At 44.5% G+C, this 2,928-nt stretch carries 4 protein-coding genes; 1 reads left to right on the forward strand and 3 read right to left on the reverse strand.

What is annotated here, in order from left to right; translation table 11 throughout:
* Positions 1–112 (reverse strand): BrnT family toxin (locus IM322_RS07505; protein ID WP_287672979.1); only part of this gene is annotated, 112 nt, incomplete at its 3' end.
* A gap of 115 nt (positions 113–227) precedes the next feature.
* Between IM322_RS07505 and IM322_RS07510 the strand changes: the two genes are divergently transcribed.
* The gene (locus IM322_RS07510) at positions 228–446 is read left to right on the forward strand and encodes a hypothetical protein (RefSeq protein ID WP_287672976.1); all 219 of its coding nucleotides are present in this window, start codon (positions 228–230) and stop codon (positions 444–446) included.
* 262 nt (positions 447–708) lie between these two features.
* Here IM322_RS07510 and IM322_RS07515 read toward each other — a convergent pair whose 3' ends face one another.
* Both IM322_RS07515 and IM322_RS07520 read right to left on the reverse strand, forming a co-directional pair.
* Positions 709–2,607, reverse strand: a complete 1,899-nt coding sequence (locus IM322_RS07515; RefSeq protein ID WP_287672978.1) for an NAD(P)H-quinone oxidoreductase subunit F — start codon at positions 2,605–2,607, stop codon at positions 709–711.
* A gap of 114 nt (positions 2,608–2,721) precedes the next feature.
* Positions 2,722–2,928, reverse strand: a 207-nt coding sequence (locus IM322_RS07520) for a zinc ribbon domain-containing protein (protein ID WP_287699070.1), incomplete at its 5' end; no start/stop codon positions are given.

Here is a 2,928-nt window from a genome sequence, read left to right on the forward strand (position 1 = left end):
CGATAACTCTGTTGGGGTCAAAAAATGCGTATTGGGCTAATTCAAAGGAAACATCGTGTTTCTGTTGGTTTAAACGATTTTTATCTTCATCCCATTCAAAGCTTTCATCCATAAGCGGAGTTGATAAGCCTAATCACTATAGTTTTAACATATCAAGAGGGATAAGCAAATTGCGAAATTTTGTCTCGCTCCCGTCTTCCTAGAAAAGAACCGAGGCTTTAAAGAACATGACTGAACGACTTGAGCAGGCGATCGCCCAATTAAAAACCTTGTCAACCGATCAACAGGACGCGATCGCATCCCTAATTTTGGCAGAACTCGAGGAAGAGCAGCGATGGGATGACTCCTTTGCCCGCTCACCAAACTTGCTGGCTAAACTAGCAGCCGAAGCAATGGCAGAACATCGATCGGGTAAGACTCAAGAATTAGACCCAGAAACGTTGTGAAGTCTTGTACCACTGCTCGTTTTCGGCAGATGTTTGCTGATCTTCCAAAACCGATTCAAGAGCAGACTCGTAAAGCCTATCGGCAATTCAAAGAAGACCCAAGCTATCCCAGCTTGCGATTCAAGAAAGTCCATCCAAAGCTGCCCATCTATTCGAAGATTTTCTGTTTGAGTCAGGTTTAAGAACAAAGGCATGGGTCAACTGCAATTGCCGGCTTGATTCGATTCGCTATAATTAATGCAGTACCTTTTCTATAAGGGGTTCAACGAGTCAAAAGGGATGACCAATAATCAGTTATCAGTGACCATTGACCGTTTAATAAGAGCCAGATTAATCCCCCTATTCCGAATAGAATAGTCAAGACATAAAACTGCGATTGACCAGAAACATTATACTTTAAGGCACTGCCGCTAAAAATCGTCGCTAAACTGACCAAATTAACCAGACCATCAATAATATAACGATCGAGCCAAGCGGTAATTTTTGACAAGCTCCCCACCGCTAAAACCACGGTAAACTGATAGATGCGATCGAGATAGAAGTCATAAGCGAACAAATCCTGCAAGAATCGCAGGATTAACCCAGTTGGTCTCGCCCAAGCTCGTCTTAACTCTACCATTGACCCGATAACTAGGCCAATTACTCCAGAGGCTATCAGTAAGGGAAAACCCCAGACAATAGTAAAACTCCGGTTATTAAGGAGGGGATTGGTGAAAGATAGCCAAAAATCCCAACGTAGGGGAATAATCGGGGCCAATAAAGCGATTAAAATCAATGCTACCATGGGCAAAGCCATCGGCCAAGCCACTTCCGGGGTGCGATGGGTCTTACTTTGGGTTTGTCCCAAAAAGACTAAACGAAATACCCGCGTGAGATTGATGATGCTAAGACAATTAACAAAGATTAAAACCGCTAATAACCACCAAGGAATCGCCCATTCACCACTTAACCACCGTTTTAACGTCCAAAACATCCCCAGGGGCATTAAAACCGTCATCCCCGCGGAACCTGCTAAAAAAGCCGTGGTCGTAGCCGGCATTCTTGCCCAAATTCCCCCCATTTCCGTGATATTCTGGTTACTGGTGGTGAGAATTAAGGCTCCTGCGCTCATAAACAATAGGGCTTTTGCGACCGCATGGGAGAATAGAATTAGTAAAGCGATATCCACATGACCTAATCCCACCGCAATAAAGACCAAACCGAGATAGGCACTGGTGGAGTGGCATAAAACCCGTTTAATATCAATTTGGGACAACGCCATCAGAGACGTACCAATTGCCGTCATTGTCCCCAACACTATTAAAACATTGGCAGCGATCGGAGATAGGGTAAACACTGGCTGCAGCTTAATTAAAACATAAGCCCCCGCCGAAACCACGATCGAATTCCGCATGATTCCGGCTGGATTGGGTCCCTCCATCGCCTCATCTAGCCACAAATTCAGGGGAAATTGGGCGCATTTACCCGTTGGACCGGCAATAAGGGCTAATCCTAACAAAGTCGCCGTCAGAGGTCCTACAGGGTTATTTACTGCCCAATTTTCTAACTGAGAAAAACTCAATCCTTCTCCGTAACTGGACAGAGCCACCAAACCCATCAATAAAATAATATCGCCGACGCGCTTGGTTAAAAAGGCATCTCGCGCCGCGGTTACTACCAAAGGTTGGGCATACCAAAAACCGACGAGGAGATAGGTAGAGACCGTTAACATCTCTAGGAAAGCGTAACTGAATAGTAGAGAGTCACTCAGGGCAATTCCCCCCAAAGCTGCCTCAAAAAAGCCCATTAAGCCATAAAATCTCGCCAAAGACCAATCCTTTTCCATGTAGCCAAGGGCATATATTTGGGCCAGGAGACTGATTAGGGTAATCACTTCCAGCGTCCCCAAACTGACGGGAGAAAGTTCGATCGAAAGGGATAAACTAAGATCGGCCACTTTTACCCATTCAAAAGTCAGTTTAATCGTCTCTCGATGCCAAATTTGATTAAAAGCGATCGATCCGTGTATTAACCCTAAGACGGTCATCAATAGGTTAATATAAGCGGCCGGCCGCGGACCGGTGCGACTAATAATGCCTAAAGACCAAGGTAGGGTTAAAATCGAACCAATTAAGCCATAAATGGGAATTAACCAGCAAGTGTAAAGGAATAAATCTTTCATTCAGGGGGTTATCAGTTATCAGTTATCAGTTATCAGTTATCAGTGATCAGGTTTAAGTTTTAAGTTTTCAATTTTCATTGACACTCCCATCGCTAAAAGCGAGGGATTCTTGGTTCACTGAGTTTCCTTAATCTGGCAGGACGTATCCAACCAAACCAGAGGGAATCTCTCCCCAAGCGCATTAGTTTCGGTATGCCCTACCGTACTTAGTCCCTTTTTGAGAATGTTGATAGCGGCGTTAATATCTCTATCTTCTACATAGCCACAATGGGGACAAATATGGGTTCTCGTAGATAGAGATTTAGGGACTTTTTGACCACA

Source organism: Microcystis sp. M109S1, assembly GCF_020247025.1.
In the GTDB taxonomy this organism is placed as follows: domain Bacteria; phylum Cyanobacteriota; class Cyanobacteriia; order Cyanobacteriales; family Microcystaceae; genus Microcystis.

Coding starts and splice junctions, on each gene's coding strand:
- IM322_RS07510 (WP_287672976.1), top strand. CDS start 228: ATGACTGAACGACTTGAGCAGGCGATCGCCCAATTAAAAACCTTGTCA.
- IM322_RS07515 (WP_287672978.1), bottom strand. CDS start 2,607: ATGAAAGATTTATTCCTTTACACTTGCTGGTTAATTCCCATTTATGGC.